The following is a 23,373-nucleotide window of genomic DNA, read 5'->3' as shown; positions in this document are numbered from 1 at the left end:
ATCCGGAACCGCCAAACACAAGAGAAGCCGCCTGATGAAGGTGGTTTTTTGTTTGTACGTCATCGCCTTCTCATATTTCCCCCCAACATATCAACACCCAAAGTAAACTAAAAATATCGAATATTAAATTGACAGGCTATAAAAATATGAGTATAGTAAATTTACAAGTCACATAACGACGACTAAACGACAAATTAACAGGTCAAAAGGGGGGCGAACAAAGAGCCTCATATTTTATCGCGATTTAACGACTATTAAACGTCAATTTTTATTTTTAACAATGCAAGCGTTTTCTTGAGCGAGGAGGATCAGCATGACACGAATGAACGCAACCGTAAAAGGGAAAGCAGATGAAAACTACATCAAGGAGCTTCGCCGAGAATTTCATCGCAATCCTGAGTTAAGCGGGCAAGAACAGCGTACTTCCCAGCGTGTAATAGAAGAACTGAAGAAGCTCTCGATTCATGAGATCCGCCACAATTTGGCAGGTTATGGAGTGTTGGCAATCATCGGTCAAAAGAAAGACGGACCTACCGTAGCGCTTCGTGCCGACATGGATGCACTGCCTATTTTCGAACAATCGGGTGTATCCTTTGCTTCCCAGAACGAAGGTGTCATGCATGCATGTGGACACGATGCACATACCGCGATGCTGCTCGGCGCAGCCAAAATTCTCAAGAGTGTGGAGCAGGAGCTGCCAGGCCAGGTTCTTCTGGTGTTCCAGCCAGCAGAGGAGAACAGTCCTGTCGGTGGCGCAAAGCCGCTCATCGAAGCAGGGGCCTTTCTCGATCCGAAGCCAGATGCGATCTTCGGCCTGCATGTATGGCCGTCCTTGCCTGCGGGGCAGGTTGGGGTACGAGAAGGGAATTTCATGGGCGCTTCCGACCGATTTCGGATTCGGATCATTGGAAAAGGCGGACATGCCAGCATGCCGCATGAAACGATCGATGCCGCTATCGTGGCTGTACAGGTGGCGCAGGTTCTGCAAACGATCGTCAGCCGCAACGTCAATCCATTGGATGCAGGAGTGCTCACCTTGGGGAAAATTCAGGCGGGTACAGGCCACAACGTGATTGCGAGCGAAGCCTTGCTTGAGGGAACTGTCCGAACCTTCGTGCCCAAGACACGGGAAATGATAAGAGAACGTTTTTATTCGATTGTGCAAAGTGTGGTTGAGAGCATGGGGGCTACGGTAGAAATCGATTACCAGCTCGGTTATCCGGTTCTCTCCAATACATCAGAAATGGTCGAAATCGTGCGTGGGGCAAGCACTGCATTGCTAGGAGATCGAGCGCTTCCTCAGGTAGAGCCTGCCATGGTAGCCGAAGATTTTGCCGTTTATTTGCAGCATTTTCCCGGAGCATTCTTCTGGCTGGGGTGTGGCTTTGAGGATACTTCTCTCAATGCACCGCTGCATCATCCGAGGTTCATGCTGGATGAGGGGATGCTGACCACTGGTTCCGAGATGCTGGCAGAAACAGCACTGCGCTTTTTACGCTCACGTTAATCCATAAAACCAAGTCATCTAAGGAGGTATTGCCATGGTAACTGCTCCATCGCTTTGGGGACTCATTCCGTTGTTTCTGTTCATTGTTCTGATCTTTCGGAAGTGGAATCCGATCGCTGCGATTGGCGGCGCCATTATTGTCGGGGCCGTGATGAGCGGAGCGAGCTTGATGGATGTCGCTACGGTCATCGCGAAAAACGGGATGACGGACTTTGTCGCCTATATCGGGCTGGTCATTCTGGCAGGCGGCGGTTTAGGGAAAATCGCTGAGAAGACCGGGGTAGCCCGGAATATTGTGAGCTTTATTTTAAAGCGGGTAGGTATTAACTCTCCGAATAAAGCAATGGTCAGCACCATGATTGCATCCTGTGTATTGTCTGCCTTGCTGGGGACGCTCGCAGGCGCTAATGCGATTATCGCACCCGTGCTGATCCCAGTCGTTGCCGCAGCAGGTCTTTCCTCCAGTGTCGTTGCCATTTTGTTTCATGGTGCGGCAGCGGCAGGATTGTTGCTTGGACCTTTTACTCCTCCGATGGTGACGTTGATGGAGCTAACGGGCCTCAGCTATCCGCAAGTGCTGATACACGCAGGACTGCCTTATGCGATCGTGCTGCTCATCGTTACGTTTGTCTACAGCAAGGTCATTTTGAAAAAAAGCCTCAAGGATCATGCTTATCCGAGTGAAGATGCCAACGTGCATGTAGAGGAGCCAAACCACGACCCTCTGCAAGTGAAGATTTCCAAGCAAGCTACAGCAGCTTTTCTGATTACGCTGATCGGTGCGATTATTTACGGAATTACGGTGAAGGGCGGAGCGAACTTTACCATCGTGGTGATCTTGCTTACAGCGATTGTCACAGGTCTTGCTGGCCGCATGAATCCCAACCAGATTTCCGAAACCTTCGTAGAAGGCGCGAAGCCGCTTTTGTGGATTTTCCTGCAATTTGTACTCTTTACGCCATTTATCTACTTCATCGAAAAAATGGGCGGATTCGAAGCGCTGAAGAACCTGCTGCTGCCTTTAGTAGAAAGCAGTGGTCAAACAGGAATGATCATCATCAGCACGCTCGTCAACGTCGCGGGTATTCCAGGCGCTGCGGTTGCGCACTCAATCCTGATGCACAAGATGTTCCTGCCGACCGTAACCAATCTGCATGTCCCGATGTCGATTTGGGCGCTGGCGCTCTTGGTAGGCTCGCAAATGCCATCCTTCCTGTACCCGACGGGAGACGCGATTGGTGCCATGGGTCTTGCCAGATCCAATGACTTGAAAAACGTCATCATCTTCGGTGTCGTAGCGACAGTAGCAGTGATGCTTCTAGTGATTGTATACGCGTTTCTTCTATAAATAAGGCAGGTGTAAAGACATGAAGAAGAGCAAGCTGGAACAGACGATTCAGGAGCTGGCAGCTTCTATCGACGGACGAGTAGCTGTATTCATCGAGTGGGATGAGGGGCGTGTCAGCCTGAACGAGCAGGAAGCCTTCCCATCTGCAAGTCTCATTAAAATTCCAATCATGCTCGAAGCGCTGAGACAGGAGCAGGTGGGTCAAACAGACTTAAACACCAGCCTGGCGATTCCCGCTGAAGAACGAGTCGGGGGGATGGGAGTGCTCGCCGACCTCTCATCGGAGATCCAGCTTCCTCTGCGGGACCTGGTCACGCTGATGATTGCGATTTCCGATAATACGGCTACGAATCTGGTCATTCAAAAAGTAACGATGGAAGCGGTCAATCAATTGGCAGCGGGTCTCGGTTGTCAGCATACTGTACTGGCGAGAAAAATGATGGACACAGAGGCCGTGCGGCAGGGGAAGGACAATTACACCTCTGCGCAGGATATCGGCTTGCTCCTGAAAGAGATCATTACAGGAGATACGCTGGATTCATCCAGAAAAGAGGCAGCCTTTCAAATGATGCGACAACAGCAGTTCCATACGAAGCTGCCCGCTTATTTCCTCGGTGAGCTGCCGCCAGACGCAAGCTTCGCCCATAAAACAGGGGAGCTGGCAGGAATTGAGCATGATGCTGGCATCCTGAAAATGGGCGACCGGTACATTACGATGGCGGTTCTCACAAGAGACCTGGCGGATGAAGCTGCCGGGCGAGAATTTATCGCCAAAGTGGGAAAAGCCGTGTTTGATACGTTTTACCAGAGAGATTAACAGGGTGTAGGAGGAAACCAAGATGAATCACAATGAAGAAGGATTGAAAATTGTACTAACAGGAGACAGCATTATCGCACGACGCATCGGTGTCTATGAGGACGAACCGACGAAAGAGCTGGTGAAGCTGATCAAGGAAGCAGATGTTTCCTTTACCAATCTGGAAGTACTGCCAAACGATTTTCAGGGGCATCCGGCAGCAAGAAGCGACGGGGCACACTTCGCGGCTCACTCGTGGGTACTGGATGAGCTGGTGGATATGGGCTTTAACTTGTTCTCCGTTGCCAATAACCACGCGCTAGACTATGGTGTAGAAGGATTGCTGGCTACTTTCAAAGAGCTGGAAGACAGAAATATGTCCTATGCAGGAGCAGGGCGTAATCTCGCAGATTCCCGGATGCCTGTCTACTATGATACGGATGCTGGCAGCGTAGCGATGATTTCCTGCACATCCACCTTCTTTGAAGAACAGTCAGCTGGAGACCAAAGCCCGGAGGCAAAAGGACGTCCAGGTGTGAATCCCCTTCATTTTGATGTGGTCTATGAAGTAACGGAAGAGCAGCTGTCTGTGCTGCGTCAGGTTTCTGATGACCTGGGCCTGGAAACACAGCGCAAGGAATGGGTCAGACTTGGCTTTGCTGCAGATACCAAGGATGCTAGCCTGCTTCCATTGGTAGACTCCAATTTGCGGGTAGCCGGAACCTTGAATGCCAATTTTCGTGCGGCTGAAAAAGCGGCGGTACGTACAGTGCCAAATGCACAGGATTTAGCCGAAATTGTAAAATGGGTAAAGGAAGCGAAATCTCGCGCGGACATCGTTATTGTCAGTCTGCATGCGCATGAGCAAGGGGATACCAGAGAGCAGCCAGCTGAATTCATTCAGATGTTTGCTCGAAGCGTCATCGATGCAGGAGCCGATATTGTCGTTGGACATGGCCCGCATCTCTTGAGAGGGATGGAGCTGTACGAGGGGAAACCGATTTTTTACAGCATCGGCAACTTTATTGGTCAAAATGAATTGATTTACAAGCTGCCCGCGGATTCGTATAAACGGTTCGGAATCGATAAAAACTTGGCGCCAAGCGAAGTATTCCGCATTCGCAGCCAGGACGGGAAAAAAGGCTTCCCTGGCGACTCATTGTACTGGCAGACGGTTGTACCTGTTTGCCGATTTGAGGACGGCAAGCTGGTTCAGCTAGATATCACCCCGGTTGAACTGACCTACTCGAATAAGCCACACAAGCGGGGCAGACCATTCTTGGCAAAAGGTCAACGGGCAGAAGAAATTCTTCAGAAATTTAGCGAACTATCCAGCGAATTCGGCACCAAAATAGACGAAAATGGACGGGTAGTTCTGTAACAACGAATAATCATAGGCAAGCCAGTGGTACTCTATGGACAAGTATCACTGGCTTTTTCTACCTTTCTCTTGATTGGTCCGAATATTTCTTGCAAAAGTTGTTCTTCATTGGTAAATATGAAAGTACAATTATCATTGTGTTGGGTTCAGGAGGACAGGAATGGAAATTCGCGTTGCAGTGATAGGGACCAAAAATATGGTTCAAAAAGTAATTAGTTCAAATACACATGAGCAAGTACATATTCGTCCCTACGTGTACGATCGTCCGGAAGACAGTGAACAGTTGATCGATGAAGCCATCAACAACGATGTTTTCTTGTTCACAGGACCCATCCCTTATTATTTGGGGAAGCAAAAAATAGAAGAACGCGGCTTGCTGGCTATGTATATTCCCACAGATGAGCTCGCGTTTAGCGTGTCGCTCAATTACGTTACGCACCATAGAAAAATTCCGCCGACCCGCTTGTCCATAGATATTCCTCGACGCGAAATCGTGACGAATATTCTAAGTGAACTGTCGATTGAGCCGGAGAACATTTTTATAAAAGAGTTCATCTACACGGACCATCATTATATTACACAAGAGATGGTCGCGTTTCATCAGCACAATTGGGAGTCAGGAAATGTCGATTTTGTACTGACGAGCGTGCAATCGGTTTTTGACGAGCTGCAAAAGAAAAACATCCCGAGCTTTCGTGTGATCATCCCGCACAAAAATATTCTCGATACGCTGCAAAGGGCAGTGACAGAAGGGGAACTTTTGCTCAGCAAAAAATCGCAGATTGCGACTGGAATCATCCAAATTAACGCGGATCAACAAGGAAAAGAAGTCTTGGATGAGCAGGTATGGAAACAAATGCAGGACCTCCTGATGAAGTTTTCCCAAAAAATGAATGCCTCGCTCAAGATGATCGATCGAAATACCTTCATTATGTATGGAACCAAGGGTGGTATTCAGCAAATTACCGAGGATTATCGAGTTTTTCCTTTGATCGATCAATTGGTAAGGCTGCATAACACACCGATTCATTTTGGATTTGGATTTGGGTTGACAGCAGTAGAGGCGGAGGAGCATGCTCATATTGGACTCTACCACGCGAAGAAAATGGGGGAGCATGCTGCGTTTATCGTGACAGAGGACAAGCAAGTGATCGGTCCGTTGAACAAGTCCGTAACGAAGATGTTCCAATTGCAGAGTCAAGATGATCAAACGCTAATGATCGCGAAAAAAACAGGTGTGAGCGTATCGGCCATTACGAAAATGATGAATTTTATTGACCTCAGACAGAATCAAATCTTTTCAGCAAATGACTTGGCAAACTATCTTCAAGTAAGCAAACGAACCTCAGAGCGGCTTCTGAAAAAGCTGGTGGACAGTCAATTTGCTGAGATTTCTGGGGAAGAACAACCCTACCATAAAGGCAGACCACGAGCGCTGTATAAGCTATTAATCTAATTGAGGAGCAACGTTTTAGACGCATTTCGCACCGCCAGAGAGCGGTGTTTTTTTATGATCATGGTCCGACCTGCAAAAAAAAATCAAAAACACCGAACCTTTTTCTGATATAGAGGCAATATAGGGTGTAAGCTGCTTACTCAGGAGGGCCCTCTGAATGCAAAGTGAATATATGTACCAATTACTTACGGAAATGAAGGATGGTAATCAACAGGCGTTTCATGAGCTGTATGATGCTACCTTTCAGGACGTCTATCGGACAGTCTCCTTTCTGGTGGATCACCAGCAGGATCGGGAAGATGTCATGAATGAGATCTATATGCAAATGTGGACCTCGCTTGCCAACTACGATACCAACCGACCATTTCATTTCTGGCTACACGGCTTGGTTATCCGCCAAGTGCAGAGATTTCGGGTCAAGAGCTGGCGGAGGTTCCGAATTTTTGAACGCATCCGTGCTTTCTCTCGGGAAGAGTCTCATTGGGATCAACCTGACGTGTTGATGGATGGGACGAACCAAATGATATCGCAGGCAATCAAAAAGCTGACTGACAAGCAGAGAATGGTGATTATCCTCCGCTTTTATCACGACTATACACTCGAGGAAATCGCAACATTACTGGATATTCCACTGGGTACAGTCAAGTCCAGATATCATGCCGGGCTCCAGGCGCTTCGAAAAAAATTATGGAATCTCCCCCCAGAAAGGATGGAACAGATCAATGACTATTGAACGCAAAGTTCGTGAACATCTGCACGAAAAAGCAGAAACGATGGAGTGCCCACCGGCCATTTCCAAACGAATCGAACAATCCTATTCTCACTATTTGCAACAAAAAAGGAGCGAAAAAACCATGAAAAAACGATTAATTGGTGGAATTGTTGCTGCTGCATTTTTGATTCCGACGGCAGCATTTGCGGCCCCTGCCGTGATAGAAATGCTTACGAGAACACCACTGACTGCTGAACAAGTCAAAGTGGATGAGATTGGGAATGCAACACTTGAGAAGCTGCATAGCGCATTTCCTGAAACGAAATCCTTTGAGATTATCGATGCAAGCAATGTTCAAGGTGTCCAAACAAGTATTACTCTGCAGGAAAAAGGCGGCACCGGCAAAAAGATTTCCCTTCATACAAATGGTACTACTGGTGCGATTGAACATGTGATTCAAGAGAATTGGGAGCCGAAGGAGAAGCCACTTTCTGATTTAAACGAACAGGAGATCAAGGCTAAGGTAGATAATCTCATTGATAAAATGTACGGCAGCAGCAAAGAGTACGAGTTTGCTATGGAGCAAATGGAGAACCCGGATCAAAAAACGTTTATGCTGAATTACACCAAAAAGGGATCGACAGCACCGTACTACCAAGTATTTGTTCAGGGCAATTCCATCAGTGCTTCTCTGATCGGCGGGGAGACCACACCTTCAAACACGAAAGTAGAAGGTTTCTTCACTACAAATGGTAAGCCTGATTATTTTGCCGATGCCTTTTTAAATGATGAAAAACTGTTTTCTCTACTAAAAATGAGTGGAACAGAATTGAAAGAAGAATTAGCAAAAGGGAAATCAGTTGTAGAGGTTGCAGCCTCTAAAAATGTCTCGAAACAACAAGTGATTGATGTCATTGCAAAAACACAGGTTGATTCACAAATTCAAGGTGAAAAGAACGGCGAAGTTCCGAAAAGCAATGCTTCAAATGCACAAATGTTAAAAGAGATTGAGCCAAAAGTATTGCAAGTGATTGAATTCAAATCTGAATAATAGTGCGCCTCCTGAATATTCCCCTTTGAGTAGATAGTGTAAGAAGCCCCTCACCAAGAAGTGGGGGGTATATTCTACTCATACCTTTGATTCTCTCTCCTCGAACTCCGCAAAACGGTGATAAACCCATCCAATATCTCATGACTAACAGCAAAGCCCTTGCGTTTATAAAATTCCAAGGCGTTATGATTGCCATTGGAAACAAAGATAAAGTAATCATGAATATCCTCAAATTGCTTCAGCCATTCCATCGACCTATCAAAGAGAGTTGATCCAATTCCGTATTGTCTATACGCTTCTTTGATATAGAATTGAGATAAACATCCCACATTCTTTCCGTTCACGGTAGAAAGATCAAAAAAAGTAGCGAACTCGTTGTCATAGGCTTCTTTAGGAGAGATGTTGGAATAGACATACCCTACAATGTTGTCATCGTGTTTCGCAACGATAATATGGTTGTGGAGGGCTTTTTGGACAGAGGGGACCATCCGGGTGTCAAAATTCATGCTGTCAAATCGTTCTGGGCTGACCTGTGTCTTTGATTTCCGGAACGCCATCAATTCATTACACAGCTCTCTACAGCATTCGATGTTTTCCTCGGGTATCCATTCATAGTTTATGTTCATAGAAAATTACCCCTTCTTTTTCAGCACTTTGTTCATCATGGGTATTAGTATAGGACATAGGGAAGCGATAACAAGTATGCAGTTTTTTCTTACTAAGTAAGGAAAAACTGAGTAAAGGAGCGTTTCAATTGAAACAGGAAGAAACGGGATATAAAAATATAAGAGATTGTCCATTAACCTTTGCCCTGAGCATCATTGGAGGAAAATGGAGACTGCCTATTATTTGGGCTTTGTGGAAAAACGAGACCTTACGCTACAACGAATTGAAGCGCAATATAGATGGAATTACCAACATGATGCTATCGCAGGCACTGAAGGAAATGGAGGATTACGGGTTAATCACACGCAAGCAGTATATGGAAATCCCCCCGAGAGTGGAGTACTCGCTGACGGAAGCAGGAAAGGATTTGGTACCGTCGCTGCAATCTCTAGCAAAATGGGGAAAGCACATGCAAAACCAGTAAGAATCTATGTCAATCCAAAACGGTATCCAAACACAACCACCTGAAGGAGGTGGTTTTCGTTTTTTATCGATAAAAATTAATTCGAGTCAACAGAAAGCGCTTACTCTTTTCTATATGCTTGAAAGGGATATCGGCGAGTGTTAGACTGATTTTTGTTTGTAACAAGATGATGACGAAATATTATCGCGTTTTCCAATATTGCTAGCAAGTATAGTAAACAGCTCCATCCTGAAAACAAGGGGGCATCCGATGCCTGTCTTACAAAGAAAGAAGAAACAAGGGAACAAAATTAGCCTGGTCACGCTGTTAACTGGGCTTGTTTCTATATCTGTTGCTCTGACTGTTACGATTCTTCTCATCTCCTCCTACCAATCCAAAAAACAAGCACTGATAAACACGACATTGACCTTGAATCACACGAGTGCAATCAAAATGAGTCACACGATTGACTCTTTGATCAAATCCATGCGGAGCAGCTTGCACTATTCTGCGAACCTCTTTTCAAATACAATGTCCGCAGAGGAAGGATATTCTAAACTAGAATTGATCCGCCATACAAACAACTATTTTAATTCGATTACAGTGGTGGATGAAACTGGGCTTGTTCGATATGTGTCTCCCGCCTCTATTGGTACAGCAGGGAAGTATATTACCACGGAAACAGCGAAAGAAGCATTAGCAGTAAAAAAGCCTTATATCTCCAAACCTTATCTAACTGTTAATACTAAACGTCTAATCGTACTGATCAGCGAGCCCATATTCGATAAAGAAGGAATCTACAGGGGGGTTATCGCAGGAACAATCTATCTGCAAGAGAACAACATATTGAATACGATTTTTGGGAGCAACCCGACCGACGAGCTAGATTCTTCTTTTTATATTGTAGGGTCTGACGGTCATTTGTTGTTCCATCGTGATACAAGGCGGATCGGAGAGGACATCAGTGAGAATCAAGCCGTACGCAAGCTGATTCAAGGGAAAAGTGGATATGAACAGATGGTCAACTTGAGGGGAGAGACGGTATTATCTGCTTACGTGAAGGTTCCAGAGAATGGCTGGGGCGTCGTAGTCGTGTCGCCGATCAGTGCCGTCTATGAACAATTAAATCGGCATTTGACCTCCATTTTGCTATATATGCTGCCGCCATTTTTATTATTAATGCTCGTCGTTATTTGGCTTGCGCGCAGAGTTGCAAAACCTTTTGTTTCCCTGGCTGATCTCGTAAGCAAGGCAGGAAGAGAAGAGGTCCAACTCTCTGAAGGAAAGCAGCATTGGAATCGCGAGGCTGAGCTGTTAACACGCGCCATTAGCTATGCATTAACAGATATGAAAAAACAGACAGACCAATTGGCACATGACGCCAGGACGGATCCACTGACAGGATTAACCAACCGAAGAACGTTCGAAGCAACCATGCAGCAATGGGTGGAGGAGCAAGCCTCTTTTTCTGTAATTTTGATGGACCTTGATCGCTTTAAATCGATCAATGACACCTATGGTCATCAGTCTGGAGACGAGGTGCTGAAGCATTTTGCCCAAATTGTTTCTGCGTCGCTGCGGTCAGGCGATGTATGCTGTCGTTTCGGAGGGGAAGAGTTCGTTGCATTGGTTTCACATGCTAGTGCTGAAGAGGCTTATCAAGTGGCAGAACGAATTCGGCATACGTTAGAGGTGAGTACCAATCCCATCGGACAGACAATAACCGTGTCACAAGGCATCGCGCACTATCCTTCGCATACGGATTCGGCTGAAGACCTGTTGCATTTGGCTGACGTGGCATTATATGACGCGAAAAAAACAGGAAGAAACAGAACGGAAATAGCCAAGGGTTGAGGTGCTATCCGATACGTTTGGAGCTGCTTGCTTTTAAACAGTTGTTGCAGGATTCCTCTGCGGCGACTGTTTTTTATGTGTCACAAAATCCGTTCAGCTGGATCAAATAAGTGATTCGGAAGCAGAAAGGGAGAATGACACATGAAAAAACAAATGATAGTAGCTGTAAGCATGGTGGCATTGCTGTTGGCCGCAGCATCCCCGTTTGCCAACATGGAGACACCTGTGTACGCAGCTGGTCAGGGTGAAGCTGTAAAAGCAGAAATGAAGACTCTCGCTCAGTTGGATAAAAACGTCGTAGAAGCGGCCAGGCAAGCGATGCAAAAGCAGGCAAGTGGTATACCCATCGAACTGGATCGAATTAGCGGAGAGAATGCTGATTGCTGGGTGATTTCCGCAAAAGACAGCAGGGGAGAGGTCCTGGTTACCAAGAAAGAGGGAAAAGTCGTATTTGTAAAAGTAACGCTCAAGTTCAACGAAGTAGCTGCCAATCTGCAAAACACAGTTACAAGTACGTTGAAAGGGATGGATGCAAAACGTGCCTATGTGATTGATTCAGTCGAGCGAATCAACTGGGAAAAAGAAAACGATTGGCAATTTAATGGGAAAGATGTTTCGGTAAGCATTGACGCCCAGACTGGGAAAGTCAACACGGCTTCTCTGAGGTATACAGCCCAACAAATGAATGCCAAAGTGGTCGAGACAGCGCACAAGACACTGAAGTCGCTTTCTAACGGAAATACACAAGTGTTACTCCCGGACGTAACTCTTGTAAAAGATACACAAAGACATTGGGATCAAGTATGGAGCTTTATGGATAGTAGTCGGACATACAGCATTATTATAGGGGCAAAAACAGGAAAAGTCGTTTCTGCAACCATTTTCAACGAGTTTAGTAATGACAACTATGTTTCGGATGAAGACATTCCGAAGGTGTTTGCTAAACCTTTCTATACAAAAGAAAAGGCGATTGTTGCTGTGAACCCCATGATGAAAAAAGTATTCAACCTTGATTTGAGCGGATACACTGTCTCGTCTAAATACAATGAGTATACGTTTACGAAAAAGGGAAAACCGACTGTAATCGCATCTATCAATAAAAAAGGTGTCTTCTATGATTTCACCGTTACGCCGGAAAACGGTTTGATCAATTAGACAGTATACTTTTCATTGGCGTAATCAGGCATTCTAAAAAGAGGAAATCGTAAGGGCCTCCCAGGACTAGGTTCGGGAGGTTTTTTCATTTCATTCATGTAAATATCGTAAAGATCTCACCGATAATCTTCGAAAAACCTTTACCTGCGATTTATCGATTGAAAGTGATTTGCGAGTAGAGTGAAGGTGAAAGGATCACCTTATGACAAAGCAGAGGGGGTATCATAATGGATACGGGTAGTCATCTCTTGTTTGGCGTGACGTTGGCTGGATTGGCACACGCGACTACACTTGCTGGGAATGATCCAGCGGTGAGTCAGGCATTGATGATTGCTACTGTTGTAGGCTCGCATGCACCCGATTTTGATACGGTATTCAGATTACGCGGTTTTTCTGCTTACATTCGTTTTCATCGAGGGATTACTCATTCGATCCCAGCTTTATTCCTTTGGCCACTGGTCATCAGTCTACCGCTAGCGTGGTCATTTGACGTGATGGATCAGCTTGGAATGTTATATTTCTGGACGTGGATTGCGGTAGTGTTCCATGTCTTTCTCGATATGCTGAATGCATATGGTGTCCAATGTGCACGCCCGATTAATCGGCGCTGGGTCCATATGGATGTGCTTGCGATTTTTGAACCGTTCCTGTTTTCCATCCATTCGGCAGCAGCAATCTGGTGGCTGGCTTTTGGGGGAGAAGCAAGTGTGCTCTTTCCTGCTGCGTACGGGCTTACCTTGCTCTACATTGGTGTGCGTGCCTGGCAGCATTGGCGCTCGGTCAGGCGTGTGGCATCTGCACTGGAAACGAAGGGCGTGTGTCATGTCATCCCCAGCTTTCACCCGTTTCATTGGCGGTTTGTCGTGGAGACCGATAAGCTCTTTTATACCGGAAAGCTCGAATACGCGCATGTGATACTAGAAGAGGTTTATCCGAAGCAGCAGCATGATGATATTATCAAGGCGACAGTCGGAGTGGATGGCGTACGTGCGTTTCTCGGCTTTGCACAGCGTATCCACGTCACCTGGAACGAGAGTCAGGATGGCTATGAAGTCATTTGGAGCGATGTTCGTTTCTGGTATAATCGCAAGCTTCCTTTTGGCGTGGAGGTCCAGCTGGACAGGGAGCTGAATGTCGTGAATCATCAATTGGGCTGGAGGAAAAAAGCGTGGGACCCACCGTTTGTGTAGGGGAAGAGTACCTTTGACACATTGGCGAACAAGAAGGTGGATCGATCCCAAATATTCAGTATTATAAATAAAAAAGGAGCACTCCAAAATGTGTTGTCATTTTGGAGTGCTCCTTTTTGCTTACCAATCCCAGCTGCTTTTTTTCAATCCAAGCTTTTCAGCGATCACATAAGCGATCGGCAGATGAGCAGGCTGAAGGGATTGTTCCGTGCAGCTTGACTCTGGCTTATAGTTGGTCTCTCTTGCCTTTTGCAGATCAGCTTCCGCAATATTATTTGTCTTTTGCGCTCCTTCATAGCAAGGAGGTGTGATATAGGTTTGGTTCGTGTGCTCTAAGATGATGCGGGTACCTGGTGGTGGGGCTGACTCGATTTTGATGGCAAATAAACAGGTTACTAAAACGACAAATCCAATTACAAAAAATGTCATTCGTTTCATGAGATCAACTCCAGCCTATCTTTTTAGCTTTGCTAAAGGAAGAAGACTTATTTTAGCACGTCCAATCATTGTTTTTAATGGCTAACTATGACTATTTTGGGTTGGCGTCTGGATAAGAGCAGATTTATGCGTGTAATCAAGTGTAGGGAATGACCAAACATTTTAGTGTAGGTGCTATACTAAATTTGCTACAGCATTTTACAATGGGAAGGAGCAAAGTGCAGAGAGGGGCTTCCTTTTTTTGAATATTGGGTTAAAATGGTACCGTTTTAAAGCCTTCATTCATGAAGCATACACGTAGAAAGGTGGTACAAAGCAATGTCGAGTGAACCCGCTATAGCGAATCATGTAAGTCAGAAACACTGTATACAGAATTACATTCGTTCCCCGGATAGTCAAAAAAAGCTATACAAGCGTACTTTATTGATTGTTGTCATATCTCAAATTTTTGGTGGTGCTGGTCTTGCAGCAGGTGTCACGGTTGGGGCGCTGCTTGCACAGGATATGCTGGGATCAGATAGCTTTGCAGGAATACCTGCTGCCTTGCTTACCTTAGGCTCTGCTCTTGCTGCTCTGCTGGTAGGGCGGCTGTCGCAGCGATTCGGACGACGTCTTGGACTCGCAACGGGCTTTTTAAGTGGAGGAATTGGCGCGATTGGTGTCGTTCTTGCTGCGGTCTTGCAAAATGTTCCGCTGCTCTTCCTTTCGCTGCTGATTTATGGAGCAGGTACTGCCACTAATCTGCAAGCGCGATATGCTGGTACTGATCTGGCCGGTCCGAAGCAACGAGCGACAGCTGTCAGCGTTGCGATGGTGTCAACTACATTCGGAGCAGTAGCAGGACCGAATCTCGTTGAAGTGATGGGGACATTCGCTACCTCTATCGGTGTCCCGGCTTTGGCAGGTCCATTTATATTAGGCGCTGCTGCCTTTACGTTGGCTGGTCTTGTCTTTTTAATTTTTCTTCGTCCTGATCCACTCATTGTTGCCCAAGCAATTGCCGAAGCAAAGCGTGCAGAGCAGAAGGATAGCACGGATCCCAGCACAGGCGCGGTAAACAATCGAGGTATCATTGTGGGAGCATCCGTCATGATCTTAACGCAGATCGTAATGGTCGCGATTATGACGATGACACCGGTACACATGAAGCACCATGGACATGGACTGAGTGAAGTAGGGCTTGTCATTGGCGTACATATTGGTGCGATGTATCTCCCGTCTCTCATTACGGGCGTGCTGGTTGACAAAATCGGACGAATTGCCATGGCTTTTGCATCTGGTGTCATTTTGCTTGGAGCCGGATTGCTTGCAGCATTTGCTCCTGCCGACTCCATGCCATTGCTCATCGCTGCTCTCGCTTTGCTGGGGCTTGGGTGGAATTTTGGCCTAATCAGTGGCACGGCTCTGATTGTGGATGCGACGCCCCCTGCCAATCGGGCAAAAACACAAGGAACCGTTGACGTCTCAATCGCGCTGGCTGGTGCATCAGGTGGCGCGCTATCTGGCATGGTTGTAGCAAGTTCAAGCTATGCCACTCTTTCACTCGCCGGAGGATTTCTGGCACTTTTATTGATTCCTGTCGGGATATGGTACCGGAGCAATCAAAAAGTGGTGAAGTCCGAAAATATGAGTATGTAGAATATATCCTCCGAAAACATCGTTCTTAACAGGAACGATGTTTTTTTGTTGAATCATAACGGATGGACGCTTGTAATTTTTTTCATGCATGGATTATTCTGATAATAGGTTTCAGCTTTCGATCGGACATTCTTTTATATGAGATCAGACGGGGAGATGCGCATGGATCAACAAAATGACAGTCCACTTATTACCACCAAACTGTATGTTCCCAAGTACGGTTCGGACCTTTTGCGTAGACAACAGCTCGTGGACCAAATCGACGAGGCTGCGACTGCTAGATTGATCCTGGTATGTGCACCGGCCGGATTTGGCAAGACAACGGCAGTCAGCCAATGGATACAAAGCACCGGCTATCCGACAGGCTGGGTCTCCCTCGACGAATTCGATAATGATCCTGCTCGATTTTGGCGTTATGTTGCGCAGTCGATCTATATGATGCAAAAGGAACAGGACAGAGAGGCACCAACTTTTAACCATTTGCCGAGCGCAGCGTCGACGGAGGCAGTGGTGTCTGCTTTGCTTGAAGTGACGGCTAGTATGCGAAGCGATTTTTATCTGGTTTTGGATGATTATCATGTTATCAAGGAGCCTTCCATTCACGATGGCTTGCAGATGCTGATCCAGCATGCTCTTTCCTTTATGCATATCGTCCTCATTAGTCGGGAGGAGCCGCCGTTATCCTTGCATCGTTTTCGGGTACGCAAGCAGGTAAAGCAGCTGGGCTCGGATAATCTTCGGTTTAATGAGGAGGAGTGCGGCCGCCTTTTTAACGATGTCCTGGGGTTGAATCTGTCAAACCAGGACATCGGCTTGTTAAACAAAAGGACGGAAGGGTGGATTGCCGGTCTGCAATTGGCGGCGCTTTCCATCCAGGGGAACGTAGAACATGCTGTGACCATTCATCGTTTTTCCGGAAATGACAAATATGTCGACGATTATTTGACCGAAGAAGTATTGAAACGGTTGCCAGAAGCCGTCCAGGCCTTCCTCTTGAAAACATCCATCCTGCAACGCCTATCGGGAGATCTGTGCGCAGCCGTCACCGGAGAACAGGATGCTCACGCCATCCTGCGTATGCTGGAGAGAACGAATTCATTTGTAATTGCGCTGGATGGTGTGAATGAGTGGTATCGCTATCATCATTTGTTTGCAGACATCCTGGGGACGCACCTGAGAAAAAAGGATAAGGAACAGCTTCCGGCTTTGCATCGATTGGCGAGCAATTGGTTTGAGAAGAACGGGTGGGTGACAGAGGCGATTGAGCATGCGCTTTCGGGGGAGGACTGGGTTCGCGCAACCCGCTTGATTATCGCAAATGCTCCCGTGATGCTGAAGCGTTACGAGAATAAGACCCTTCGCAAATGGATGGAGCGTTTTGAAAAGTCCTGGCTAGAAAGTAATCCCGAGCTTTGCATTGCCTTTGCTTGGATGCATGTGCTGTCGGATGAGATCGAGCAGGCAGAAACGCTGCTTCGATTTGTTGATAAAAGCTTGCTTGGGGACATTAGGAATTTAGATGAGTGCAGGGTGGAAATCTGTGTACTACGAGGTTATATCGAGGTCATGCGTAGAAATACAGAGCTTTCGTTGACGTACATGGAGCAGTCCGTTCAGATGGAGCCCAAATTCAGTCGGTATTTCATCAATGGCATTGAACTTAATTCGGATGAGCCTTACGTACTTCGCAGTCGCGTGGCGCTGAGCGGGTATTTGACTAAAGTCAGTGAATATTATTTGAAACTGCGCACGATTTGGAAGCATAGTGGACTTGGGATATTGGCATATGGCTCGATCGTGTTGGCAGAGCTTTATTATGAGCGAAACGACTTTGAACAGCTGCGTTATTTCGTACCAAGGGCGATTGAGCTCGGGACCATTTCGTTGAACTTCGGTGTACTAGTTCCGGTTTATTTGGTATTGAGCCGATGGAGAAAAGCGGAGAAGCGCTATGATGAGATGCGGCTGGCTTTGGATGAAATCAGTGAGCTATGCCGACAGCACGATGCTCCCGCGCATTGGAGTGCTTTTGTAGATGTATACCGTGTCAGACTCTGGATCGATGAAGATGATCGTGAAAAAGTAGAGAAATGGACGGAGCCACTTAACAAGATCAGCAGCGAAATGGGCGCGTCTAGGCATGAGTTTGAGCGACTGATGCTGGCACGTTCCTACGTCTATTTAAAGAACAACGAGGCGGCCATCCGATTGTTAACAAGCCTCGTTCATGAGACAGAGATGAAGTCCCGACTTGGTAGCCGGATTGAGTCTTATATTTTGCTCAGCCAAGCGTTCCAGAATCAAAAGAAGTATCATGAAGCAGCAGATTGCATTCGTAAAGCGGTGGCATTAGCAGCGCCAGAGGGGTATGTTCGTATATTTTTAGATGAAGGCCCGACAGTTGCGAAAATGCTATACACGCTCTACAAAAGTAAAACTGCCTCCAAAGAGGAGCTGGCGTATATTTCTATTCTACTGAAACAGATGGAAAAAGAGTTTCCTGCCCTCGACATTCAAATTCGCATCTCCACAAAGCTAGACAAATTAACTGAAAGAGAATCGGAAGTGTTGGCGTTGCTCGGGGCAGGCTTATCGAATTCGGAGATTGCGGAGAAGCTGCACTTATCACATGGTACGGTGAAAGGATATGTGTATCATATTTTCAATAAGCTTCAGGTGCGAAACCGGGCACAAGCGATCATGAGACTAAAAGAAAGCGAGAATCATGATAGTAGTACCTAATTTCATAACTAGAGTTAGGTTTCTTTCCGAAAAACTGTTGCTATCATAGTACTGTTTCTGGATTCTTTCAAACATTCGGGAGGAAAACATGGAAAATGCTCTTATTGCTTTTGTCACTACGCTCGTGGTCGGAGTTGTTAGTTATATTGGTACCTGGTTTAGCAGTTTTGAGATTTCACGAACATTTACGAAATGGTACTTTATTGTTATTTTTGCGGCAGCATTGATTCTTGGTGTCCTTTCTTATTTCTTCTGGGTTGATTAGTGGCAAAGACGTTAAGAGGGTTTTTGCGGAATATATGGAATTATGACTAATTAAGTACAAGGAATCGGAAATAAAGGAGGCGGCAGTGATGAATCAGGGCGGCAAGTATATCAAGGTAGAGCCAGGAGTAGAAATCTTTGTTCAGGATGTAGGAAGTGGAGATCCGATTGTATTCATTCCGGGGTGGACGTTTACCACGGAGGTTTTTCATAAGCAGGTCGAGCATTTTCAAAAGACAAACAGAGTAATTGTCATCGACCCAAGAAGTCACGGCAGATCGTCTATCACGATGCATGGAAATGATTATGCGACGCATGGCTCCGATTTGGCAAAAGTCATCGAAGCGTTGGAGCTGAAGAATGTTACGCTGGTCGGCTGGTCATTTGGATGCTTGACCATTTGGGAATACATCAGGCAGAACGGGACGCAAAATATAAAATCGCAGGTCTTAGTCGATCTGTCGCCGAAGCCACTGTCAACCAACCATGAACAGGACTGGGTGGAAGGACCTTTGGACGAAATCGCGGCAGTTTATAGCACCTATTTGAGAGACTCCGAGAAGCAGCGGGAGTTTGTTACAGCCTATGTAACCGACGTCATGGTACAGAGAGAGCTGGAGGAAGGGGAGCTGAACTGGATTGTAGAGCAATCGCTAAAAACACCACATTACGTTGCAGCGAATCTGTTTGCAGCCGGTATGTTCTCTGATTACCGAGAAGAAGCCAAGCTGGGAAGTGACGCTGTACCGACTCTTACCGTCATTGCTGAGCATTGGGCTGATAAGGCGAAGAGTTTTGTGGAACAGCATGCGCCTAAATCAGCTATCGAGGTTCTCGGCGGACACTTGATGTTTTGGGAGCATGACGAGAAATTTAACCAGATTGTTGAGAAGTTTATTACAGCGTAAATTTTCTAGCCCTTTTGGAGGGGGAAAATATCATCCAGTGTGTGATGGGGCTCACCCAGAACATACTGGTTTCTTTTTTTTGGTCCCTGAAGGAGAAGGAGAGTGGTTCTAAAAAACTAGTTCAAAAAGCTCGAGTGAATTGGTAAATTATGCCCTTTTCTCATTTTTTATTTATTTGAAATAATGGTACGAAACTACTTTTATTTTCCAAATGAGGAGGAAACGATGCGAAAGAAGAGCTTTATTTTACTCATGGTATTCATGGCGACCTTACTTACTCCATCAGTCTTGGGGGCTGCTGGACTCAATATCAGCGCTGTTCTTTCCCCACAGATCAAGCTGGTCAAAGAAGGACAGCTCATCGACACCACGTCGAATACTCCAATCACCTATAACGGTAAGACGTACGTCCCTTTGCAAGTGGTAAGTCAGGCCATGGGTTATCAAGCAGAATGGGATGGCAAAAATCAAACGATTCATTTATCACCCGCGGATAACCAATACCCGCTTGTCAGCATGCCTGATGTTCAGCTCATATCTGTGGAGCCTAAGTATGATCTGATTACGAGCTTGGATGGGAAGACGTGGTTAGGCAGTATCAACCTGAATTTTGTTCATCAAAATGACAAGGACTTGGGCAGACAGCCGGTACTTGTTGTGGAAATGGTAAATAAGGATAAAACGGTTTTGACTAGTACGACCACCCTATTGAATAAATCCCAAGGAACGCAAAAGGGGTATACACTAGGAGACCACATTCGTTTACCATACAGCATCAAGATGAGTCGGGAAGAAGTCATCAAGCAAATGCAGGCTGACTACTATTACCGCATTAAGCTGAAGTAATCGGCAAAGGGAGAAAATACTTCGTGGATAAAAAGGCAAAGCAGATTTTGATGAAAACATTTTGGAGCAGTCAAGGCTGGAAACCCCGTCCGACTGAGTATACAGGAGCGGATTTTGAATATGCAAAAAGCAAGGGACTAATGTTTGACCCACTGACGATCAGTCATGACGAGTGCGCACACAGGCTGGTTGAGATCCGCGAAAAGGTGACAAAGGAGCAAGTAGCGTCAGCATTTTTACATAGTCTGTCTACGAGAAAGGTGTACCTGCGCAGTGCGCTTTCCAGCTGGGCCTTGTCCAAGTCATTTACGGCACACGCGTTTGAAAGCAACAAAGGCAAGGGTTTTCTGGTAGAAAACGGCGTTCATTATGCGATGTATGGGGATTGCCACATTTGTGACGGCTACCATATCGCAAGCCTTGCGCGCTATCAAAAGGAAGACCTCAATGTGCTGAATTTCGAAAGAATCAAGTGGGGCGGCGTGCGTCTGAATCATATTTTGTATATGACGCTTGATCTGGAGCTGCTCGGCCGTGAAGAGAATATCGAGGTGCAAGAAGAGGACATAGCTATTCTACATCAGGTGTTAAAGACGATTTCGGAGTGTGAGCCGACAGATGCGGCCCGTCAGTTGGAGAAGAGGCTTCACGGAGTGTTTCCTTCCAGTAAGGCGGAGCGGGATATCTTCATGGAAATTCTCGGGACGGCTGGCATTCTGATTCCGGCCAAGGACAGACCTGGACGCGGTGGGAAAAACGATTTTATGGCGGTCGTCAATTGGCGCGGTGAAGACGGTTTTTCCGAGCCAGAGGTACAAAACTTGTTTGGTCAATGGCTGTAGCACGCAATTTCACTTGCCCGCGTATGCTCCTCGAAGCGTCCTGGAGTCGAGGAGCATCGCGGTAAGTATGGCAAACCCCTACAAGTGAACAATTTCAATCCGCTTATCAAACTCCCGCAAATACTCCACAACCAATTTCCGATGGCAATGATGTGGCTTCTCTTCACTGCATAAAAAGCAAGGAACACGATCGCCGAGAAGCTCGTCCATCTGTGTTTCGATTTTCCTCTCCTGCAGTAAATCTGTAAAAGTTCGTTCAAATTCTACCCAAGAAAGCTCCTTTTGCTTGATTGCTTTTAACAGGGGCTCTGTCGGCGCTAACGAGAGATCATGAATATATTCGATGTTCAGTAATTCCAAAACGTATTCCAGGTCATCCTTTTTGGCAAAGCCGGCGAGCTGCGATGTATTTTGCAGACGAGTATCAATTACACGATCAACCTTGTGGTGCTGTAAAGTGGAGGCAAAGGTACGCAGAGATTTTTTAGAGAAGCCGATTGTCGTCACGAGCATGTCCATTCTCCTTATCTGTCTGTGCTTGTAATAGGGGGGTATCACGCCGATTGCGAAAAAATTGTGCTATAGCATGGATTCGACCTGGGTAAGGTTTGATCCTTTTTGTATATTTACTCATTATACTGTATGATTTTTCGGAAAAAACACAAAATAACTGGACATTAGGTAGCAGTTATAGCTATTGTGGAATTATACCTATATTAAAAGTGAGAATGAATCGCAAAATGATCGTTATCGGGTTTTGGATTGGGAGGTCATTATGTACAAGGTTGGGGTAATCGGTCCTCATTCATCCGTAGAACGCATTATTCAGATTGGCAAGGAATATGAGCAGACGATGGAGTTTGTTGCGTATCCATATCGTGACTTTCATGAAACGGAGAGCATCGTTCGCGAGCACAATCAGGATGTTGATGTTTGGCTGTTCTCGGGCCAGATTTCTTATATGACGGCGATGAAGGCGTTAAACTCAGAAGAAAAATTGGTTTATATTGAGCATACAGAGTCTGATATATATAAAAGTCTGCTGCACATGGGGTATTACCAGAATGAATTTTTGAATCGGGTGAGCATCGATGAAATTACAACCTCTCACCTGGAGCAGGCACTTCGGCAAATTGACATCGAGCCAAAGGAAATGTATATAAAGACGTTTGATATCAACTCAAGTACACAGGAATTAATCGATTTCCATCTCGAGCTGTGGAAAAGCGGCAAAACGAAGGGAGCAATCACCTGTTTTGAGGCGGTTTATTTAGGTTTAAAAGAGGCAGGAGTGCCCACATACCGGATCTCGACGACGGACATGGAAATACGTCAAGCACTACGCATTTTGGCAGAACGAACAAGAACTTTTTACTATAAAGACACGCAGATTGGCGTCCAGATCATTGAGATGGAGAATTTTGACAAGATAACCGAGAAGGCGAAAAGCTCCTATCATCTCCAGTATTTCGAGATGAAGGTGAAAGAAACGCTTCTGCGCTATTGTGAGAATCTGGACGGCTCCTTGATGGAAAAAGGAAACGGGCGTTATGTCATTTTCAGCTCACGTGGAGCCATCGAGCGGGAATTGAGAGTTTTGCAGGAAACGATTGCCCAGCTAGCAGAAGAATCCGATCACTCGGTCGCGGTCGGAATTGGCTACGGGGTCACTGTTCATTCTGCCGAAATAAATGCCCAACGTGCCATCCAGCTGTCAAAAGAAAGAGCGGAGCATGGGATCGTCATTGTTCAAGAGGACGGAACCATGATTCAATCGGCAGGGGAAGAGGAGGAGCTGCGCTATTCGTACCGTTTTGACGACAAGGAGCTGATCGAAAAGCTCAAGGACGTCAAAATCAGCGTGAAAAACTATCATAAGGTAGCTGCTCTGATCCGGAGAATGAATTGGAACGACTTTACGATTAAAGACCTTGCTGCCCATTTGTACTGGGACGAGCGCAACGCCAGACGCTTTATGGTCAGTCTGTGCGAGGTTGATTTGGCAGAGTATGCAGGGGAAGAAGCATTCTCTACACGTGGAAGACCAAGTAAACGATATCGGTTGAAATAACTGTCCAATATGTGGGCGGTTATTTTTTTTGCGCGTAAAAAATCGGCGTTGTATTGCGGGTGATCCACAATTGGAAGAGTTCAGGCGAGATTTTTTTTTTATAAA

21 protein-coding genes are annotated in these 23,373 nt (G+C 46.1%); 18 read left to right on the top strand and 3 right to left on the bottom strand.

What is annotated here, in order from left to right; genetic code table 11:
• Positions 1 to 313 precede the first annotated feature (313 nt).
• The 7 genes from C3B52_RS27590 to C3B52_RS27560 all read left to right on the top strand — a co-directional run bounded on the left by C3B52_RS27590 (position 314) and on the right by C3B52_RS27560 (position 8,251).
• The gene (locus tag C3B52_RS27590; RefSeq protein ID WP_235615878.1) at positions 314 to 1,507 is read left to right on the top strand and encodes a M20 metallopeptidase family protein; all 1,194 of its coding nucleotides are present in this window, start codon (positions 314 to 316) and stop codon (positions 1,505 to 1,507) included.
• A 34-nt stretch (positions 1,508 to 1,541) separates the two neighbouring features.
• Positions 1,542 to 2,855, top strand: coding sequence for an SLC13 family permease (locus C3B52_RS27585; RefSeq protein ID WP_103109592.1), 1,314 nt, complete (start codon positions 1,542 to 1,544; stop codon positions 2,853 to 2,855).
• Between the two features lie 19 nt (positions 2,856 to 2,874).
• Positions 2,875 to 3,672 (top strand): serine hydrolase, encoded by a 798-nt coding sequence (locus C3B52_RS27580; RefSeq protein WP_103109591.1) that lies wholly within the window; start codon positions 2,875 to 2,877, stop codon positions 3,670 to 3,672.
• Positions 3,673 to 3,694: 22 nt separating this feature from the next.
• On the top strand, positions 3,695 to 5,032 hold the full coding sequence (locus C3B52_RS27575; RefSeq protein WP_103109590.1) for a CapA family protein: 1,338 nt from the start codon (positions 3,695 to 3,697) through the stop codon (positions 5,030 to 5,032).
• A 160-nt stretch (positions 5,033 to 5,192) separates the two neighbouring features.
• On the top strand, positions 5,193 to 6,488 hold the full coding sequence (locus C3B52_RS27570; protein ID WP_103109589.1) for a hypothetical protein: 1,296 nt from the start codon (positions 5,193 to 5,195) through the stop codon (positions 6,486 to 6,488).
• 157 nt (positions 6,489 to 6,645) lie between these two features.
• Positions 6,646 to 7,221 (top strand): sigma-70 family RNA polymerase sigma factor, encoded by a 576-nt coding sequence (locus C3B52_RS27565; protein ID WP_103109588.1) that lies wholly within the window; start codon positions 6,646 to 6,648, stop codon positions 7,219 to 7,221.
• Positions 7,211 to 8,251 (top strand): hypothetical protein, encoded by a 1,041-nt coding sequence (locus C3B52_RS27560; protein ID WP_201264951.1) that lies wholly within the window; start codon positions 7,211 to 7,213, stop codon positions 8,249 to 8,251. The genes C3B52_RS27565 and C3B52_RS27560 overlap by 11 nt, the downstream gene beginning before the upstream one ends.
• Before the next feature lie 74 nt (positions 8,252 to 8,325).
• Here the strand turns inward: C3B52_RS27560 and C3B52_RS27555 are convergent, their stop codons facing one another.
• A complete protein-coding gene (locus C3B52_RS27555; RefSeq protein WP_103109587.1) occupies positions 8,326 to 8,877 on the bottom strand; it encodes a GNAT family N-acetyltransferase in 552 nt (183 codons plus the stop codon).
• A gap of 128 nt (positions 8,878 to 9,005) precedes the next feature.
• Here C3B52_RS27555 and C3B52_RS27550 point away from each other — a divergent pair, with 128 nt between their 5' ends.
• From C3B52_RS27550 to C3B52_RS27535, 4 genes are all read left to right on the top strand, one after another.
• Positions 9,006 to 9,341, top strand: coding sequence for a winged helix-turn-helix transcriptional regulator (locus C3B52_RS27550; protein WP_201264950.1), 336 nt, complete (start codon positions 9,006 to 9,008; stop codon positions 9,339 to 9,341).
• Positions 9,342 to 9,590: 249 nt separating this feature from the next.
• Complete coding sequence (locus C3B52_RS27545; protein WP_103109585.1) at positions 9,591 to 11,174, top strand: sensor domain-containing diguanylate cyclase; 1,584 nt, start codon at positions 9,591 to 9,593, stop codon at positions 11,172 to 11,174.
• A 141-nt stretch (positions 11,175 to 11,315) separates the two neighbouring features.
• Positions 11,316 to 12,329, top strand: coding sequence for a hypothetical protein (locus C3B52_RS27540; RefSeq protein WP_103109584.1), 1,014 nt, complete (start codon positions 11,316 to 11,318; stop codon positions 12,327 to 12,329).
• A 227-nt stretch (positions 12,330 to 12,556) separates the two neighbouring features.
• On the top strand, positions 12,557 to 13,519 hold the full coding sequence (locus C3B52_RS27535) for a metal-dependent hydrolase (RefSeq protein ID WP_103109583.1): 963 nt from the start codon (positions 12,557 to 12,559) through the stop codon (positions 13,517 to 13,519).
• A gap of 120 nt (positions 13,520 to 13,639) precedes the next feature.
• Here C3B52_RS27535 and C3B52_RS27530 read toward each other — a convergent pair whose 3' ends face one another.
• Complete coding sequence (locus C3B52_RS27530) at positions 13,640 to 13,957, bottom strand: hypothetical protein (protein ID WP_103109582.1); 318 nt, start codon at positions 13,955 to 13,957, stop codon at positions 13,640 to 13,642.
• A gap of 318 nt (positions 13,958 to 14,275) precedes the next feature.
• On the opposite strand from C3B52_RS27530, the gene C3B52_RS27525 reads away from it, so the two are divergent.
• From C3B52_RS27525 to C3B52_RS27505, 6 genes are all read left to right on the top strand, one after another.
• Positions 14,276 to 15,595, top strand: coding sequence for an MFS transporter (locus tag C3B52_RS27525; protein WP_103109581.1), 1,320 nt, complete (start codon positions 14,276 to 14,278; stop codon positions 15,593 to 15,595).
• Positions 15,596 to 15,757: 162 nt separating this feature from the next.
• Positions 15,758 to 18,337, top strand: a complete 2,580-nt coding sequence (locus C3B52_RS38055) for a LuxR C-terminal-related transcriptional regulator (protein WP_103109580.1) — start codon at positions 15,758 to 15,760, stop codon at positions 18,335 to 18,337.
• 88 nt (positions 18,338 to 18,425) lie between these two features.
• Complete coding sequence (locus C3B52_RS36855; protein ID WP_164684970.1) at positions 18,426 to 18,602, top strand: hypothetical protein; 177 nt, start codon at positions 18,426 to 18,428, stop codon at positions 18,600 to 18,602.
• Between the two features lie 88 nt (positions 18,603 to 18,690).
• Positions 18,691 to 19,509: an alpha/beta fold hydrolase gene (locus C3B52_RS27515; RefSeq protein ID WP_103109579.1), complete on the top strand. Its 819-nt coding sequence runs from the start codon at positions 18,691 to 18,693 to the stop codon at positions 19,507 to 19,509.
• A gap of 225 nt (positions 19,510 to 19,734) precedes the next feature.
• Positions 19,735 to 20,355 carry a stalk domain-containing protein gene (locus C3B52_RS27510; RefSeq protein ID WP_164684969.1) on the top strand — a complete coding sequence of 207 codons (621 nt, stop codon included), beginning with the start codon at positions 19,735 to 19,737 and terminating at the stop codon, positions 20,353 to 20,355.
• 23 nt (positions 20,356 to 20,378) lie between these two features.
• Positions 20,379 to 21,197 (top strand): hypothetical protein, encoded by an 819-nt coding sequence (locus C3B52_RS27505; protein ID WP_103109577.1) that lies wholly within the window; start codon positions 20,379 to 20,381, stop codon positions 21,195 to 21,197.
• A gap of 78 nt (positions 21,198 to 21,275) precedes the next feature.
• Here C3B52_RS27505 and C3B52_RS27500 read toward each other — a convergent pair whose 3' ends face one another.
• Positions 21,276 to 21,710: a DUF488 domain-containing protein gene (locus C3B52_RS27500; protein ID WP_103109576.1), complete on the bottom strand. Its 435-nt coding sequence runs from the start codon at positions 21,708 to 21,710 to the stop codon at positions 21,276 to 21,278.
• Between the two features lie 262 nt (positions 21,711 to 21,972).
• Here C3B52_RS27500 and C3B52_RS27495 point away from each other — a divergent pair, with 262 nt between their 5' ends.
• Positions 21,973 to 23,268: a hypothetical protein gene (locus C3B52_RS27495; protein ID WP_103109575.1), complete on the top strand. Its 1,296-nt coding sequence runs from the start codon at positions 21,973 to 21,975 to the stop codon at positions 23,266 to 23,268.
• The last annotated feature ends 105 nt before the right edge of the window (positions 23,269 to 23,373 follow it).

It is taken from the genome of Brevibacillus reuszeri, assembly GCF_002897295.1.
GTDB classification, from domain to species: Bacteria; Bacillota; Bacilli; order Brevibacillales; family Brevibacillaceae; genus Brevibacillus; species Brevibacillus reuszeri_A.
The sequence above is the reverse complement of the archived record's forward strand: the minus strand, read 5'-3'. Positions and strand labels throughout refer to the sequence as shown.

Bases quoted from the DNA above. Each gene is read 5' to 3' on its own strand.
- C3B52_RS27570 (WP_103109589.1), top strand. From the start codon at position 5,193: ATGGAAATTCGCGTTGCAGTGATAGGGACCAAAAATATGGTTCAAAAA.
- C3B52_RS27555 (WP_103109587.1), bottom strand. From the start codon at position 8,877: ATGAACATAAACTATGAATGGATACCCGAGGAAAACATCGAATGCTGT.
- C3B52_RS27560 (WP_201264951.1), top strand. From the start codon at position 7,211: ATGACTATTGAACGCAAAGTTCGTGAACATCTGCACGAAAAAGCAGAA.
- C3B52_RS27495 (WP_103109575.1), top strand. From the start codon at position 21,973: ATGTACAAGGTTGGGGTAATCGGTCCTCATTCATCCGTAGAACGCATT.
- C3B52_RS27535 (WP_103109583.1), top strand. From the start codon at position 12,557: ATGGATACGGGTAGTCATCTCTTGTTTGGCGTGACGTTGGCTGGATTG.
- C3B52_RS27590 (WP_235615878.1), top strand. From the start codon at position 314: ATGACACGAATGAACGCAACCGTAAAAGGGAAAGCAGATGAAAACTAC.
- C3B52_RS27545 (WP_103109585.1), top strand. From the start codon at position 9,591: ATGCCTGTCTTACAAAGAAAGAAGAAACAAGGGAACAAAATTAGCCTG.
- C3B52_RS27530 (WP_103109582.1), bottom strand. From the start codon at position 13,957: ATGAAACGAATGACATTTTTTGTAATTGGATTTGTCGTTTTAGTAACC.
- C3B52_RS27500 (WP_103109576.1), bottom strand. From the start codon at position 21,710: ATGCTCGTGACGACAATCGGCTTCTCTAAAAAATCTCTGCGTACCTTT.
- C3B52_RS27525 (WP_103109581.1), top strand. From the start codon at position 14,276: ATGTCGAGTGAACCCGCTATAGCGAATCATGTAAGTCAGAAACACTGT.
- C3B52_RS27580 (WP_103109591.1), top strand. From the start codon at position 2,875: ATGAAGAAGAGCAAGCTGGAACAGACGATTCAGGAGCTGGCAGCTTCT.
- C3B52_RS27510 (WP_164684969.1), top strand. From the start codon at position 19,735: ATGCGAAAGAAGAGCTTTATTTTACTCATGGTATTCATGGCGACCTTA.
- C3B52_RS27540 (WP_103109584.1), top strand. From the start codon at position 11,316: ATGAAAAAACAAATGATAGTAGCTGTAAGCATGGTGGCATTGCTGTTG.
- C3B52_RS27575 (WP_103109590.1), top strand. From the start codon at position 3,695: ATGAATCACAATGAAGAAGGATTGAAAATTGTACTAACAGGAGACAGC.
- C3B52_RS27585 (WP_103109592.1), top strand. From the start codon at position 1,542: ATGGTAACTGCTCCATCGCTTTGGGGACTCATTCCGTTGTTTCTGTTC.
- C3B52_RS36855 (WP_164684970.1), top strand. From the start codon at position 18,426: ATGGAAAATGCTCTTATTGCTTTTGTCACTACGCTCGTGGTCGGAGTT.
- C3B52_RS27515 (WP_103109579.1), top strand. From the start codon at position 18,691: ATGAATCAGGGCGGCAAGTATATCAAGGTAGAGCCAGGAGTAGAAATC.
- C3B52_RS38055 (WP_103109580.1), top strand. From the start codon at position 15,758: ATGGATCAACAAAATGACAGTCCACTTATTACCACCAAACTGTATGTT.
- C3B52_RS27565 (WP_103109588.1), top strand. From the start codon at position 6,646: ATGCAAAGTGAATATATGTACCAATTACTTACGGAAATGAAGGATGGT.